The sequence below is a fragment of the Thermoanaerobacterium aotearoense genome, from assembly GCF_009905255.1.
In the GTDB taxonomy this organism is placed as follows: Bacteria; Bacillota; Thermoanaerobacteria; order Thermoanaerobacterales; family Thermoanaerobacteraceae; genus Thermoanaerobacterium; species Thermoanaerobacterium aotearoense.
In genome coordinates this window covers 507,710-523,202 of record NZ_CP047602.1, presented here as the reverse complement: position 1 = coordinate 523,202, position 15,493 = coordinate 507,710, and the positions used below count along the sequence as shown (strand labels likewise).

Genomic DNA, 15,493 nt, shown 5'->3' with positions numbered 1-15,493 from the left:
TCAATTCACCTCAAGATAGTCTTCCTAACCGAATAAATGGCTTATCTACAAGGTTCTCCACTATCTGTCTGTCATCCTCTTTGTAAACGACAATGCAGCACGTAGAAGGGCCTCCTGACTTCTCATCATCTAAATCAGATTTATATTCTTTCAAAAATTCTAAACCAGATGACAACTTAAGAACATCAAGCTCATGCTTTATTCCCTTTGACCCTACAGGAATGGCCTCTGCTATTTCATTGCACCTAAATATTTTCACATAGTCTTTAAGTGAAAGAACATCATGACAATACAATACTTCTTGTCCAACACGTGGGTAACCTATTAAACCTACTTCCATTCCCACCTTTGCTTTTCGCACTTTCAGTTCCTCTTCCGCTGCTCTTCCAATTGCTGTCACGCCAACACCTGTCATAGTTGAAGGGAAATTTTCCTCTGTGCTGCCAGTCAATACAACATCATATATCTCATTTTCCGTCAGTTCTTTCTTTATTCCATCTATGATCTTAATACCAGTAGGATTCATTTCATTTGACAAGGCATCTGATATTGCGATTGGCCAAGCACCAACACATAGAAGTTCTGATAATGCCACTTTTATAGCTGCTCTACCTACCACCTCAGCATCTACCTTCAAAACATCATTTTCCTTTTCCCCGATGGCACCTGTGCTGTCGCATGACACGGCATACGCAACATCACCTTCGTGTATGATTAAAACATCCCTGTATTTCTCTATCATATACGTCTATCACCTTTTTATCATTTTTAAAACTGTCTTATAGATGATTGACGCCAAAAGTACATTTGCAAAAGACGCAATAGTAAGCGGCAGCACCATCTGAAAGAAAAATCCCCATCCGTACTGCGGTACAAAAATGAGTGTTGCAACAGGACCATTTAATATGGTACCCACAACGATAGCCACATAGCTATTAAACTTTTTATACGCCAGCGAATAAAAATATGCATATGCAGCCATTGATACGGCAATGATGATGTGATTTGGTATTCCAAGCGGAAAACCAGATGTAAGCGCAGTAAAGATATGGCCTAAAGAAATGACGATTGCTCCTATGTACCCTCCAAAATAAAGGGATGCAAAATATCCCGGCAGCGAATCAAACGCAACTGTATTGTAGATTTTTATCATGGCACCTACAGCACTCATGGCAATAAGCATAGCCACAAGCGTCAAAGTTTTTACATTTTTAATCGTTGTTGTCTTTGTATTCATCTATATATACCTCCTGTTAATATTGTTTTAAAAGCAAAGAATAAAATAAGTCCCAGAAAAGATGTCATATACATTATCCTTACAGTATCTTTGATGTGGTCTAATCTAAGTGTTTCTTTACCATCGCCCAGTTTTGGTTTTAATTCAGGCTTTCCAAAGTAGTAGTTGAGCCCTCCCAACTCTACATTTAATGCACCTGCAATTGCAGCTTCCCCATGTGCACTGTTGGGGCTTTCATGCTTTAATCTATCCCTTTTTAAAATGCGGAAGCTATTTTTATAGTCATATCTCAGCAAAAATGATGACGCTGCAATCAAAAGCCCTGTTATCCTGGCCGGCAAAAAGTTCAAAATATCGTCAAGCTTTGCAGAAGCATACCCTATGTCAAAATATCTTTCATTTTTATATCCGACCATTGAGTCAAGTGTACTGGAAGCCTTGTATGCCAATACCAGTGGAGCACCGCCTATAAAAGCGTAAAACAAAGGCGCTATTATCCCATCAGATATGTTTTCTGCTACAGTTTCTACTGTACCTCTTATGATATCGCCTAAAGCCAAATTTTCCGTATCGCGGCTTACAATGAAAGACAACATCTTCCGAGCTTCAAGAAGATTGTCTTCTTTAAGAGGATCGTATACTCTCATAGCTGATTTTGCTAAATCATTAGTTGCAAGACAAGTGTAGATGAGAAGAATATCTAAAATCTTTCCCAAATAAACATTTAATTCTTTCACAATGTAAATGATAAAGTACCCGCTTATATAGCTTGTAAGCACGACAATGGCACACAAGAAATAACCTGCGACTCTTTGCTGCCTTGCGGTTTTGGCTATTTTCCTAATGCTGCTCTCCAAAAAGCTGATTAATTTTCCCATGAGTCTTACTGGATGAGGGTATCCTTGCGGATCGCCTATCATTAAATCTAAAAAATATGCAGCTATCACTTCCATATTCAAATACTGCCTTTCATTATCTGGTAAATTTTATTTATGTCTAAGCTTTTTCTTACTACGTCTGCCAGCCTATCATACTCTCTTTCTTTAAATTTCCTATAGTCTTCAAGGTAATCTATCTCTTTTAACCCCTTTGTTCTTCTTAAGATATTTACAAGCCGCTTTGTGAAATCTGTGTTTTCAAATATTCCATGCATATACGTACCAAACACTTTCCCGTCACTGCTTACACATCCATCGCTGACAGATATTTTTTCATCGTTTCTTGCAATGATATTTGAAAAACTTTCTTCTCCTGTAGAACTTATACCCATGTGTATTTCGTATCCATCTACAAACAGTCCTCTAAGTGGTGATAAAAAATCAGGTAAATCATCGGAAACTTGAGCTTTGACTTGTGTCGTGATCTTTTCATGTGAAATAACTGTCTCTACATCTAACAATCCTAAACCTTCCATCTCGCTAATAGGCCCTTCTATGTGTTGTGGATCCAATATCCTTTTCCCCAGCATTTGATATCCTCCACATATGCCGATTATAAGCTTTCCCATTTTTCTCAAATTCAAAATCTCATGGTGAAGTCCAGCATCTTTAATCGCTTTAAGGTCACCTATCGTATTTTTCGTACCTGGTATTATCAATACATCGCAGTCGCCGATTTTTTCTCCTCTGCTTACGTACCTTACATTTACATCTTGAATCTTCTTCAATGGTTCAAAATCAGTAAAATTGGATATGTGGGGGAGATTTAAAATCGCAATGTGGATAGCTCCGCCGCTTTTTCTCCTGTAATATTCATCTGTCGCACTGTCCTCCTCATCAACATATACATCCATGTAAGGTACTACACCGATGACATCCTTTTTAATTATGTCCTCCAGCATTTTTATTCCAGGCTTTAATATTTCCATGTCGCCTCTAAATTTGTTTATTATGACTCCTTTTACCCTTTCTCTTTCATCATCGTTTAAAAGCAATAGTGTGCCTGCAATAGAAGCAAATACGCCGCCTTTATCTATGTCGCCTACTATCAATACTGGTGAATCCACCAACTCCGCCAAGCCCATATTCACAACGTCTTTTTCTCTAAGGTTTATCTCCGCAGGACTTCCAGCACCTTCAATCACTACTATGTCGTATGACTGGCTAAGCTTGTAAAAATCCTCTTTTATTAAGCTTAAAAGTTTCGGCTTAAATTTCTGATAGCAAGATGCATCCATACTGTCGTAAACTCTGCCTCTTAGTATAACTTGACAATTTTTATCTGAACTCGGCTTTAAAAGTATTGGATTCATAAGCACCGACGGTTTTATACCTGCAGCTTCTGCTTGTACAGCTTGTGCTCGTCCCATCTCCAGTCCTTCATCTGTAATAAAAGAATTAAGAGCCATATTTTGAGACTTAAATGGCGCAACTGAATATCCGTCCTGCTTAAATATCCTGCAGAGAGCAGCCACCAACAAGCTTTTCCCGACAGATGATGCCGTACCTTGAAGCATTATCTTAAGTGCCATGCTTATACATCTCCCGACCATAATCTTTGCAATGGTTTATAAATCTATCTACAGCATTCGGATATTTCAATAAATTGATGTGAACATAAGTCCCTAAACAGTTTTTATACACATATCCACACGACCATTTTCCTTCGGAATTAGGTTTATGTACTTCATACGCAAAGTCATCGTGTACCCCAGACATCTTTGAATTGTGAAAAACATGCCCAAAGATGACATCTCCTTTTTTAAATAGCACATTGTCCTTTACAACTTCTGCTTCAGCGTAGCCAAAATTGACTAATCTTTTCGTCATGATGGCATCCAAATCGAATATTCCTACCATATGGTGCCCATCTCCATTTAGATCAACAATTTTTCTTGCAAGGTACATAAGTCCACCGCATTCCGCATAGACTGGCATTCCTTTTTCGATGCTTTCTTTAATTGAAGATAACATGGAATGATTTCTGCTTAATCTCTCAGCAAAAACCTCCGGAAATCCTCCACCTAAGTAAATTCCAGCCACATCTTCAGGAATAGCATCGTCATGCAATGGACTAAATGGGATTAACTCTACTCCTGCGTCAATCAATGAATCTAAGCTATCTTGATAGTAAAAATTAAATGCCTCATCGTATGCAATAGCAACCTTGACATCTTCTTTTATTTTTACTGTCGATTTCCCTTCGGTTAAGCCGTCTTTTTTCAAATCCACATCGCATACATCCAGAATGCCATCTACATCTATAAACTTACCTATTTTATCGTACAAAATGTTGAAATTGTGATCTCCCTTTGTTTCATATATGGGCATAAGACCAAGATGTCTCTCAGGTAAGCTTATCATGTCATCTTGTGGAAGATATCCAAAAGCCTTTATACCCAAATCTCTTTCTATGCATTCTTTTAAAAGCTTGTAGTGTTTTTCACTGCCAACCCTGTTGAATATTACTCCTTTAATCTTTACATTTTTATCGTATTCTATATATCCTTTAACTAAAGCAGAAACACTTGCGGCCATCCCAGATGCATCAACGACAAGTACAACAGGTAAATTTAAAAGTTTTGCCACATGTGCACTGCTGCCGTAGCTTGTATTATTGATTCCATCGTACATCCCCATGACGCCTTCTACCAAAGCCACATCTCCAGACAAAGCATGCTTTAAAAAGGACTTTTTCACGTAGTCATCTCCAAGCATATAGACATCAAAATTGTAGGCGGAATTTCCAGATGCAAACCTGTGGTATGCCGCATCTATGTAATCAGGGCCTATTTTGAACGGAATGACTTTGTGCTTTTTAGAAAGATATCCTATTATGCCAATAGTAATCGTAGTCTTCCCTACACCAGAATGAGTTCCGGCTATCATAAATGCTTTACCCACTTGTTAAACCATCCCCTTGTCTTTTTGAAATAACAATAAGCGGTGTATCTGTAATGGGATTTTTTATTACATCTGCATCCACAGAAAAAACCATCTTTATATTTTCTGCAGTTATAACTTCATTTGGCGTCCCTATAGATGCGATCTCGCCATCTTTCATAAGCAAAATAAGGTCACAAAATTGAGACGATAAATTGATGTCATGAAGGACAGCAAACACGAGCATACCCTTTGCAGTCAATTGTTTAAGTATTGAAAGCACTTCTATCTGATATTTTACATCCAGATGTGAAATCGGCTCATCCAATAGCAAAATCTCAGGTTCTTGAGCCAACGCTCTTGCGATGTAGACCCTTTGCCTTTGCCCGCCGCTTAATTCATTCACATACCTATCCTTAAGATCCCATGTGTTTGTAAGAATCATCGCATCTCTTACACTTATTGCATCCTCTTTTCTCTCTCTTTGAAATCTACTTAAATAAGGAGTCCTTCCCATCATAACAACATCGTAAGATGTAAATTCAAAGTCAAAATACATATCCTGCGGAACATAGCCGATAATTCTTGCCCTGTCTTTCGAACGCATTTTGTGCACACTTTTGTCCATTATAAACACATTGCCTCTGCTGGGCTTCAAATAGCCTGAAATGTTCTTCAAAAGAGTTGTCTTGCCAGAACCATTGCTTCCCAATATGCCAACCATTTTAGAGCCGTCTATCTTAAAATTTACACCTTTCAAGGCCTGAATATCGCCATAACTATAATGGAGATCTTCAACATTTACTATTGTCATTTTACTTGACCTCTTTATTTTTATTTTTTATAAGGAGATATAAGAAAAACGGTCCACCACAAGCAGCAGTTATTATTCCAACTGGTATTTCTACCGGAGCCATCACAGTCCTTGCCAGAGTGTCGGCCAGCACCAAAAAAGATGCACCCATAATACCGCTAAAAGGTACTAACAATCTGTTGTCAGAGCCTACAATAAGCCTTGATATATGAGGCACTATAAGCCCTACAAATCCAATTATGCCACCTACCGAAACAGAAGAAGCCGTTATTAAAGAGCCCACAATCAAAACAACTTTTTTTACTTTTTCAGTATCTATCCCCAAATGCTCTGCTATCTCTTCACCTGTCATAATAACATTGAGATCTCTTGAAAACACGTATAACGTTATACACCCAATAAATATAATAGGAACTGTGTAAAAAATTTGGCTCCAGCTAATAAGGCTAAATCCACCCATTGTCCAGAAGACTATCTGAGACATCTCATCATGGTTTAAAAGCATCATAAGAGAAATAACAGATGACATAAAAGCACTGATGGCAATGCCTGCGAGAAGCATTGTCTGCATTTTAATGTAAGGCCCTTTTTTGGATATGATGTACACTACGTAAATAGTCATAAGAGCAAACGCAAATGCAAAAAATTGAAGACCAAGAAGCCCAAACCCCAAAACGATGGCAATAGATGCTCCAAATGCAGCTCCTGATGATATGCCCAAAACATAAGGATCTGCCATAGGATTTTTCAAAAGTCCTTGAAAGAATGTACCTGCCACAGAAAGTCCCATCCCTGTAAAAGCAGCTTCAATTATTCTTGGGAATCTGAGATTCAGCAATATCATCTTGTCTGTAGCATTGCCACCGCCAAAAATGACATCAATAATGCTTTTTAATGGTATTTTGACTGCACCCACTGATGCAGAAAACATCAAGGATGCAATCAAAACCATTGTAGAAAACAACAAGTAAAAATTTTTTCTCACTTCCAATTTATTTAAATGCCTCCGGATGCAAATCTTTTGCAATTTCTTCCAATCCTAAGACAATCCTATTAGATGGCTTAGTGACAATGTCATCATTTGATATTATAAATATTTTGCCATCTTTCACCGCTTTTGTATCCTTATACCCTGCCATATTTTTTATTTCATTAGCATTTGCAGCATGTGATGATGTGATTATCACATCAGGATTTTTCTGTATCAACTTTTCCATGCTGTACTGCGCCCATCCGTTTGCATCGCTGGCTACATTATTTCCACCAGCCAATGTTATAAGCTCATCAATAAATGTCCCTTTCCCGGCTGTCCAATTTCCATTTGTATCAACTACATAAAACACATTTACTTTTGGCAAATCCTTCACTTTATCATTGATTTCTTTGATTTTATCCTTCATGCTGCTTATTACTTCATTGCCTTTTTCTACATTGCCTGTTATTTCACCTAATATCTTTATTGAATCATATATCTGGTTTATGTTTTGCGCTTCTAATACAACTACCGGTATGCCTGACTTCTCGATAGTCTCCATCTGATCCTTCCCAGAAAGGTTTGATGCAAAAACTATGTCAGGCTTTTGTGCCATTATAGCTTCAACATTAGGCCCTTCGTATCCACCGACTTTTGCAACACTTTTTACCTCTGGTGGATAATCATCGTAATTGGTGACACCGACAACATCTTTGCCAGCACCAATTGCGTAAATAAGCTCTGTCGTTGATGGAGATAATGATACAATTCTCTTAGGTTCCTTTTTTATCGTAACTTGCCTACCCATAAAATCAGTAATCTTCAATGGAAATGTAGCCTTAACTTCCGTTTTCGCAGAATTAGAATTAGCTGATGTCTTTCCTTTTGTAGTTTGAGAACATGAAACAAGACTTAATGAAAGAACTGCTACTATTATGAAAATCCAAATATTTTTAACCCACTTTTTCACTTAGATCTCTCCTCCCAATTTCTTAAAGATTTGAAAAAGGCAAAGCGCATAAATATCAAACTAAAAAACTAAGGCATACCGAGAAGGTATGCCCCATATTTTTCGTAGCAAATATGTATCACATTACCAACCTCCCCTCCGAAGGTGTTTTTTACATCTTAAGGCAGGTCTCCTGGCTTGCGACTCATCTTTAGCTCAACCTTCCCGGTTTCACCAGTGGTTTTTTTGAGCCTCATCAGCGCTTACAGTAGCGGGGGCTGCAGCGGCTTCTCACCGCTTTCCCTATTAACCTTTCGGACCTTAAGACCATATTTAGTTTAACTATATTATATCTTTAATGCAAAATTGCGTCAATGAAAATAAACGGCCTTTTTTTGCAATAATTTGTCATGAATTTAGTTTCTCATCTCGTATAAATTTCTACAACTGTAATATGCAATATCACCAGCATGATGAATACCGCTAAAATAATTGAAATCAAAATAAATGCATTTAAGATAAACTCCTTGTATTTTTTCATCCCAAACTCTGCCTCCAATTTCAATAAAGCAAACTATATTTCTATTCCCCTCTCTTTATATATAGACAAATTTCTTTCTCATTTTGTTACAGTTTCTTTAAAAAATTTTTTATGTATAAAAAATAGCCCAAAGGGCCACTTATCAAATGGAGCATGTAGTATCAAAAACATAATGTTTTAATGAGGTTCAAAGCGCAAATCCGATGTAAGCTCGAAACTATGATAGTAAAAGTATAATATTCCTGATTTAGTATCCAAGAAGGACAGCTTATTAGTCGTATAGTCAGTTCTAAAAGAAGTTGAACCTTCTTGCTTAGTATTTGTATATAAATAATAGTATCCATCCTTTTTTATTTTTGGAAATGGATATTTTCCCCCAAGCATTAAATTAGGTTGTGGCAGTGATTTTGCTAATGAGTACGGGATGACAGAACCAAACTTCCATCCTTTCCCTGCAGCAGATTTTATGAAATCATCCATTTAGGTCTTATTGAACTTTAAAACGATATAATGCAATTCTTCATCCATATCACCTGTATAGTTATTCTCCAGCACATTAACTGATCTTGGAATGTAGATGCCAGTTTGAGATGCGACAAAATATTGAGGCCCAGAAAATATCTTAGAAAAAATCAGTATGCACAATCCCAAAGTAAAAAGAATACCAACTGTTATCCCCCACCATTTTATAAGATTTTTATTTCCAGATTTCCTCCATTTATAAACTGAAAAGCCAAGCCAAACAATCATCAATACGGCTACATTAATAAGAAATATTTCATATATGTAAACCATGCGATTGCCTAAATCTCCTAGGTATAATTGCGTATGTAAATTCATTACCCTCACCTCACATCATATAGCGAATGTAGCAGCTGTTTAAATATCTAAACAAGCTACTACATTCTTCAAATTTTTGATAATACTACTTAGTATCAGGGACAGTTATGGAAATATAGTATGGTACTACCGCTCCTACAGAATGCTGGTAGGAACCGCAAAAGCAAAGCTAAAACTTGAAATTGAAAGAAGCACAACAATTAGAAGCAGTGAAACCAGTTTTTTTAACATACTTTACATCTCCTTTTTTGTAGTAAATATACTTCTCGGTACCAAAAAGCATATTAACTACGTTTTATCTGCAGGAAATGGCGCCAATCTCTGTTAATGTTATTATAAACCAATTATTCTTTCTTGGGAAAGTGCTAAATTAGGTCAATTTTTCTGTCATACTTTGGCAATCTGTGTAATATATTGTCGAAACCGCGACCGTTTTTCGGTCATAAATAAATTTTACAATAAGTTCCCATAAGTATCTATTATTTTATTATTTATCGCTTTCATTACAATCCCCAAATCGTTATTTACGTTAAATAGTTCATAAAGTTTTTCTATGTGTCTACGCAATGTCCTTTCTGATATACCTATTTCTTTCAGCACAATCTTCCTTTCATATTTGCATGCCATTGCAGATAATATCAACCTGTCAAGATGATCAAGTTTTGAACTTAGATAGTCATCTTTCTCATGCATATGCCACAGACATTTTTCAATATAATCTGCAATCTTCCAAAGTATCACGCTGTCTTGTTTTAAACAATCAATGTTCATCACTGACATATCGAGATATGCAATTATTTCTTTTTCATGATAATCTACAATTGGGATTGCAGTGCAGTACCAATTTTTAAACAGATGACAATAATGTTCTGTTCCACATATCTCTACTTGCCTTTTCAACTTCATTGCAATATTTATTGCATTTGTACCGCAATCTTCAATCCTTAAGCTAACACCTTCTACAAAATGCAATCTACTAAAATATTCCTCTAGTTTTTGGTCGTATATCAACCTTATCACATATCCATCTTTATCACAAAGTACAAAAAAATATCCTTGTTTTAAGAGATTAGCAAATACACCTTTAGAATTGAAAATGATGTAAAGTATGTAAATTATGCTTTTATAATCTTCTTTTTGCCTGGCCAACTCTTTTTCATCAAGCATTTTTTTAAACCTATTTTTATTTGGGTCAACACCTGAAAGTTTTGATTCTCCGATTGACATAATCAATTCCTCATAAATATTGTTCATAACCGTACCACCCCTAAAACTTTTTTCGCTAAATTAGCTCTCCATAATATAAGACAAATTTTTAAGGAATTTGTTACAGTTTTTTTTATTTTTAGCTATAAAAAATAGCCCAATTGAGGGCCATCAATACATTTTAATATCAAAATTTTGAAGCATTAAGTCTTCTTCCCCGCCATCCCATTTTATTATCAATTTTATAGGCTTTTTGATTGAATCTAATATTTTCTGCCTTTCATCTGCATCTATTTGAGAAAGATTGGGTAGCCATGTAGATCTGCTAACATCAATACAATTATCTTTTTTCTTTGCATTTGGTACATTTAAATCTATTCTCTGTTGAATTGGTGTTCCAAAATACACAAGTCCAGATACTACATAAGGCTCAAGCCCTTTATCAAGAAATGCAACAATTTCAATGTTATTTAATTTTTCCTTACTAATGTTCTCAACTCTTATAGTATAATTCAGTGAAGTGAATTCATTTGAATCTTGTGTTTTTTGGATGTCTTCAGCAGAATCCAAACCATTCGTCTTTGTATTATTATTTTTCCCAATCTCAATCGTTGTATTGATTTTAAAATGTTTGCTTTTCGTCGTATAATTCAAATTAGGTGCACCGTTTGTTTGATATAGATAAATTTGAAAATGGCTTTTATTATAGCTGTAGTAATCATAATATATAAAAAGGCTCAATACAACTACTGCTATTAAACATAAAATTATTATGTGCTTATTTTTTATAAAATCACCTCCAGCCATATTCTTCAGTTATCCTATCACCCCTACGATAATTATACTCGGCTTGTTGTGTAATCCAATTTTCATCATAATAATGTGGTGCAGCATCAATGTGATCGATGAATATGTATTTCACAATATACGACTTATTTTGTCTTTATCATTTTCATTGACCTATATATATTTTCATAATTATCATATCAAATATTGTTATTATGGTAAATATAACTATAATTGCAAGTAAAATTATGGCCAATGCCAAAAGTACATGTAAAATGAATTTCTTATATTTTCCCACTTAACATCATCTCCTTTCACTTTATAATATCATATTTTGCAAACATGCTCATAATGCAAATATTAGTAAAATCGTAACCATCAATAAAATATTGATTGATTAGATTTTACTAATATTATAAAAATCAATATTAAAGTCTATAATTTTTTTATCCAGCCACCTGATAAATTATTTATATCGCCCCATACTCCTATTTCACCTGCACCTAATGTAATTGAGCCTTGATACAAGACACTAAATGTTATATCGGCACTCGCATAAGCTCTAGTTCCACCTACTCCCCAACTGTGCAAGCCGCTCCACGAAAGACTCCATACTGGAATAAAATTGCGAGTCGTGACCGCATCACATCCTTGAATTCCAAGAATACTATTTCCATCGTGGGAATAATCTACCCAAACAACATTTTCAAGTATAGCAATACCGAATATTTCAATATCTTTTGTAAAAGTTGCTCTTCTATATTGAATTGCTGAGCTAGATTTAATCATAGGATTAAAATTAATGCTTTGATTAGTTTCATTTAATTTTATAGATATATCTCCATTTTCCAAATACTTCGTTTCCCCGGGTTCTAATTTTTCTGTTAATGCTTTAGTCATTAGATCTGAATTATTCAGATATGAAATAAACTTTTCTTGTTTGTCTAGTGGAAGTGTTTTGATTTGCTCAACAAATTTAGATGCTTCTTCTTCATTTGTATTTTCTTTTATCCAAGTCATATAACTACTAATGTTTGTAATTTTGCCTTTAGCTATATCGTCAGCAAAAGCAAAGCTAAAACTTGAAATTGAAAGAAGCACAACAATTAGAAGCAGTGAAACCAGTTTTTTTAGCATACTTTACATCTCCTTTTTGTAGTCGATATGCTTCTCGGTACCAAAAAGCATATTGACTATGATTTTATCTGCAGGAAATGGCGCCAATTTCTGTTAATGTTATTATAAACCAATTATTCTTTCTTGGGAAGGTGCTAAATTAGGTCAATTTTTCTGTCATACTTTGTCAATATGTATAATATATTGTCGAAACTTCGACTGTTTTTCGGTCATCAATAAACCAAAAAAACAGGCATTTAGCCTGCTTATTATCTTAATTCATCAATTTTTTTATCTCATCTTTTGGCAACTCTGTGATTTCTGCTATTCTGTCAATATCCATACCTTCTTTTAACAACTTTTTTGCTATTGAAATTTTTTCTTCTTTTGCTCCTTTTTCAATACCCTTTTCTATTATCATTTTGTACGTCTCAGATTCTTCAATCCTAAACATCTTCATCACCTCCGAAAAAACTCTCTCAATAACTTCTTTTTTAAAGACTATGCCCGATAATATCTCTGCCTTAAACGCTATGTCTTTCTTTTTGTTTATGTCTAATGAAATATCTTTTATAGCCTCAACACATCTTTCCAGATATTTTTCTCCTTCTTCTTTCCTTCTATTTTTGTCCATCAGCGGAAGAAGGGAATACAAGTCATAATAGTCTGTCTTTAAAACATCAGTATATTTTATGTCACCAACATTTATTGTTCTGTATTTATAGTCTAATATGTTCTGTTCTCCAAAGTCGTAATTTAAGCTACTTTTCATGTTTGCATTATCTTTGCCTATATAAATTACTATCTGATATGGCAAGAGATCATGCTTTTCCATTATCTCCAGGGAATATCTTAGCATCCTGTAAGGCATCTTTTCATCATTTTCCGATTGAAATTCTATGTGCACAGCCACATTTCCTCTGTCAGTAGTACATTTGAATATCATATCGCTGTCTCTGCGTTCTACTCTTGCAAATTCTATATTTAGTTCATCAATCTTTGTGTATTGGAGACCGAGAAAATAGCTCATTATGTCATCAGCCATATCAGAAAAAATATTTTTCATAGTTATATCGTATTTCTGGCTCATACTTCTTCCTTCCATTTCTCTTCATCTTACCTTTATTATATCATACGAATATTAAAAATACAGATTATTTCTCTAACATTTTAATATCAAAATTTTGTAACATTAAGTCTTCTTCCCCGCCGTCCCATTTTATTATCAATTTTATAAGCTTTTTGATTGAATCTAATATTTTCTGCCTTTCATATAAATTGATTTAGTTTGTAATATCGTTATGGACTGTAATTTCTTTTTTCTTTAATTGATCGATGTAAATGTATATTGTGAAATCATTCTGTTCTTTTATCAATTTGTCTAATTCATCGTCATAAATGCCTGGCATATATATGCTAAAAGCAGAAGACATTGTCTGATTATTGTTATTGTTGGGATATACATAAGCTATGGTCGTCATATTACTCCCTATTAAATCTGCATATTTCTTAGGATATATTATTTGAAATCCAATTTTATGATTTTTTATAGCATTATTTATTCCAGGTAGTGTGTATGTCACAATAAAATTTAATCCCTGTTCTACTTTATCGGAAACCTCCATTTGACACCTTTGTATTGATAAATTGCTTACTTGCACATTGTTAAGAAAAAATTTTTCTTCATCTTGTTGTAATTGTTTCATATTTGTTGATATACTTGTATAATTAGCGGTATTTTCATTGTGGGCAAAAATAAAATACAAACCCAGTAATACAATCACGATTCCAACAATTGTGAAAATAATTGTTTTCTTTTTAATTTTTATTGGCATTAAAACATCTCCTTCTATAATCTAAAAATTATTTTGTACTTTATCTTGCAGTTATAATTATTTTAATATATTGCCATAAGAATCGACAATTCCAGCATTTACAGCAGCTAATGCCAACTTAATATCATTTTGAACATTTAACAAAGTGTAAAGTTTTTTTATGTGCCTTCTTAACGTCCTCTCTGATATGCCTACATCATTTGCTAGCACTTTTCTGCTTCCATTGCGAACCAATGATGCTAAAATTAATATATCCAAATAATCAAGTTTTGTTTCCATTAAAAACATCTTTTTCACTCCTTTTGCAATGTTTATGAATTATTATCTCTAAAATTTTTACATTCTACAGCCAGCGAATATATATACTCATCAATTTTTGTTCCATATAATATAAGACAAATTTCTAAGGAATTTGTTACAGTTTATTTAAAAAAATTTTTAGGTATAAAAAAATAGCCCAATTGAGAGCCATCAATATATTTTTATATCAAAATTTTGCAGCATTAAGTCTTCTTCCCCGCCGTCCCATTTTATTATCAATTTTATAGGCTTTTTGATTGAATCTAATATTTTCTGCCTTTCATCTGCATCTATTTGAGAAAGATTGGGTAGCCATGTAGATCTGCTAACATCAATACAATTATCTTTTTTCTTTGCATTTGGTACATTTAAATCTATTCTCTGTTGAATTGGTGTTCCAAAATACACAAGTCCAGATACTACATAAGGCTCAAGCCCTTTATCAAGAAATGCAACAATTTCAATGTTATTTAATTTTTCCTTACTAATGTTCTCAACTCTTATAGTATAATTCAGTGAAGTGAATTCATTTGAATCTTGTGTTTTTTGGATGTCTTCAGCAGAATCCAAACCATTCGTCTTTGTATTATTATTTTTCCCAATCTCAATCGTTGTATTGATTTTAAAATGTTTGCTTTTCGTCGTATAATTCAAATTAGGTGCACCGTTTGTTTGATATAGATAAATTTGAAAATGGCTTTTATTATAGCTGTAGTAATCATAATATATAAAAAGGCTCAATACAACTACTGCTATTAAACATAAAATTATTATGTGCTTATTTTTTATAAAATCACCTCCAGCCATATTCTTCAGTTATCCTATCACCCCTACGATAATTATACTCAGCTTGTTGTGTAATCCAATTTTTCATCATAATAATGTGGTACGATATTAGCATAAAAATCTGCAGGAAATGGCGCCAATTTCTGTTAATGTTATTATAAACCAATTATCCTCATCTGGGAAGGTGCTAAATTAGGTCAATTTTTCTACCATACTTTGTCAATATGTGTAATTTATTGTCGAAATTGCGACCGTTTTTCGGTCATAAATAAACCATATAAAAAAACAG

The 15,493-nt window shown here is 34.2% G+C and carries 17 protein-coding genes and 1 riboswitch; all 17 genes read right to left on the bottom strand.

The genetic code is table 11. The annotated features are described in order from the left end of the window. Positions 1-10 precede the first annotated feature (10 nt). Positions 11-742 (bottom strand): AIR synthase related protein, encoded by a 732-nt coding sequence (locus GSH73_RS02445; protein WP_014757023.1) that lies wholly within the window; start codon positions 740-742, stop codon positions 11-13. A gap of 9 nt (positions 743-751) precedes the next feature. Then, positions 752-1,237, bottom strand: a complete 486-nt coding sequence (locus GSH73_RS02440; RefSeq protein WP_160175237.1) for an ECF transporter S component — start codon at positions 1,235-1,237, stop codon at positions 752-754. After that, positions 1,234-2,190 (bottom strand): adenosylcobinamide-phosphate synthase CbiB, encoded by a 957-nt coding sequence (cbiB, locus tag GSH73_RS02435; protein ID WP_014757025.1) that lies wholly within the window; start codon positions 2,188-2,190, stop codon positions 1,234-1,236. The genes GSH73_RS02440 and cbiB overlap by 4 nt, the downstream gene beginning before the upstream one ends. Before the next feature lie 2 nt (positions 2,191-2,192). Then, a complete protein-coding gene (locus GSH73_RS02430) occupies positions 2,193-3,707 on the bottom strand; it encodes a cobyric acid synthase (protein WP_014757026.1) in 1,515 nt (504 codons plus the stop codon). After that, positions 3,697-5,079, bottom strand: a complete 1,383-nt coding sequence (locus tag GSH73_RS02425; protein ID WP_014757027.1) for a cobyrinic acid a,c-diamide synthase CobB — start codon at positions 5,077-5,079, stop codon at positions 3,697-3,699. The genes GSH73_RS02430 and GSH73_RS02425 overlap by 11 nt, the downstream gene beginning before the upstream one ends. Next, positions 5,072-5,872 (bottom strand): ABC transporter ATP-binding protein, encoded by an 801-nt coding sequence (locus tag GSH73_RS02420; RefSeq protein ID WP_014757028.1) that lies wholly within the window; start codon positions 5,870-5,872, stop codon positions 5,072-5,074. The genes GSH73_RS02425 and GSH73_RS02420 overlap by 8 nt, the downstream gene beginning before the upstream one ends. 1 nt (position 5,873) lies before the next feature. Beyond that, complete coding sequence (locus GSH73_RS02415; protein WP_200866689.1) at positions 5,874-6,824, bottom strand: iron chelate uptake ABC transporter family permease subunit; 951 nt, start codon at positions 6,822-6,824, stop codon at positions 5,874-5,876. 40 nt (positions 6,825-6,864) lie between these two features. Further along, the gene (locus GSH73_RS02410) at positions 6,865-7,815 is read right to left on the bottom strand and encodes an ABC transporter substrate-binding protein (RefSeq protein WP_014757030.1); all 951 of its coding nucleotides are present in this window, start codon (positions 7,813-7,815) and stop codon (positions 6,865-6,867) included. Between the two features lie 145 nt (positions 7,816-7,960). Next, positions 7,961-8,133, bottom strand: a riboswitch (cobalamin riboswitch). A 379-nt stretch (positions 8,134-8,512) separates the two neighbouring features. Continuing rightward, positions 8,513-8,815, bottom strand: a complete 303-nt coding sequence (locus GSH73_RS13540; RefSeq protein ID WP_233432492.1) for a hypothetical protein — start codon at positions 8,813-8,815, stop codon at positions 8,513-8,515. Then, the gene (locus tag GSH73_RS13535) at positions 8,816-9,175 is read right to left on the bottom strand and encodes a hypothetical protein (protein WP_233432493.1); all 360 of its coding nucleotides are present in this window, start codon (positions 9,173-9,175) and stop codon (positions 8,816-8,818) included. A 453-nt stretch (positions 9,176-9,628) separates the two neighbouring features. After that, positions 9,629-10,429 carry a sigma-54-dependent transcriptional regulator family protein gene (locus GSH73_RS02400; protein WP_014757031.1) on the bottom strand — a complete coding sequence of 267 codons (801 nt, stop codon included), beginning with the start codon at positions 10,427-10,429 and terminating at the stop codon, positions 9,629-9,631. Between the two features lie 123 nt (positions 10,430-10,552). Beyond that, positions 10,553-11,188, bottom strand: a complete 636-nt coding sequence (locus tag GSH73_RS02395; RefSeq protein WP_014757032.1) for a hypothetical protein — start codon at positions 11,186-11,188, stop codon at positions 10,553-10,555. 414 nt (positions 11,189-11,602) lie between these two features. Then, positions 11,603-12,304: a hypothetical protein gene (locus GSH73_RS02390; protein WP_038068484.1), complete on the bottom strand. Its 702-nt coding sequence runs from the start codon at positions 12,302-12,304 to the stop codon at positions 11,603-11,605. Positions 12,305-12,557: 253 nt separating this feature from the next. Continuing rightward, positions 12,558-13,373, bottom strand: a complete 816-nt coding sequence (locus tag GSH73_RS02385) for an Rpn family recombination-promoting nuclease/putative transposase (protein WP_160175254.1) — start codon at positions 13,371-13,373, stop codon at positions 12,558-12,560. Between the two features lie 193 nt (positions 13,374-13,566). Continuing rightward, positions 13,567-14,118 carry a hypothetical protein gene (locus GSH73_RS13390; protein WP_038068477.1) on the bottom strand — a complete coding sequence of 184 codons (552 nt, stop codon included), beginning with the start codon at positions 14,116-14,118 and terminating at the stop codon, positions 13,567-13,569. Between the two features lie 57 nt (positions 14,119-14,175). Next, positions 14,176-14,406, bottom strand: coding sequence for a helix-turn-helix domain-containing protein (locus GSH73_RS02380; RefSeq protein WP_038068473.1), 231 nt, complete (start codon positions 14,404-14,406; stop codon positions 14,176-14,178). Positions 14,407-14,589: 183 nt separating this feature from the next. Further along, positions 14,590-15,225, bottom strand: coding sequence for a hypothetical protein (locus tag GSH73_RS02375; RefSeq protein WP_160175236.1), 636 nt, complete (start codon positions 15,223-15,225; stop codon positions 14,590-14,592). Positions 15,226-15,493: the final 268 nt, after the last annotated feature.